1 protein-coding gene is annotated in these 615 nt (G+C 40.3%); it reads right to left on the reverse strand.

The annotated features are described in order from the left end of the window. Positions 1-61: 61 nt before the first annotated feature. Positions 62-496: an IS200/IS605 family transposase gene (gene tnpA / locus R7O03_RS22730; RefSeq protein WP_017633711.1), complete on the reverse strand. Its 435-nt coding sequence runs from the start codon at positions 494-496 to the stop codon at positions 62-64. Positions 497-615 lie beyond the last annotated feature (119 nt).

Consider the following 615-nt stretch of genomic DNA (forward strand, 5'->3'; position numbering starts at 1 on the left):
GTAAATTACCACCTTCTAAAGAAGGTGGCTTTGTGTGAGCCCCCTAAAAGGGGGCCTTTGTTTAGTCCAGCGCCAATTGCTGCTGCTCTACTCGCTCTTGCTTCTCTTGATGTCTTACATATCGGCGTATTATTTCTTCATTGATTCCAACACTATCGACAAAATAGCCTCTTTGCCAAAAGTGATTACCCCAAAGCCTGTTCTTCCTAAGGTGAGGAAACTTGCTAAATAGCTTTAAGGCTATTTTGCCTTTCAATACCCCCATCAACTTGGATATCGAAAGCTTTGGTGGGACCTTTACAACTAAATGTACGTGGTCAACTTGTACGTTTAGCTCTACGACTTCACATCCAAGTTGATTACAGTAAACATAAATACATCGATAAACTTCTTTACCTATATTGTTCTTCAAGATCCTAAATCGATACTTTGGCGTCCACACTATATGGTATTGACAACGCCAAAATACGTGGGAAGCTTGATTGTATCTACTCATGTTATTTGTCCTCTTTGACTTCTGGAAAAATCAAAGACGCATTTAGCATGAGTAGTTTTACAGGCAAAGCCGAAACGGATGATAACCACCTACTGAAGTAGGTGGTTTAGGGCTGAAAA

The sequence above is a fragment of the Vibrio sp. Vb2960 genome (assembly GCF_033337665.1).
In the GTDB taxonomy this organism is placed as follows: Bacteria; Pseudomonadota; Gammaproteobacteria; order Enterobacterales; family Vibrionaceae; genus Vibrio; species Vibrio alginolyticus.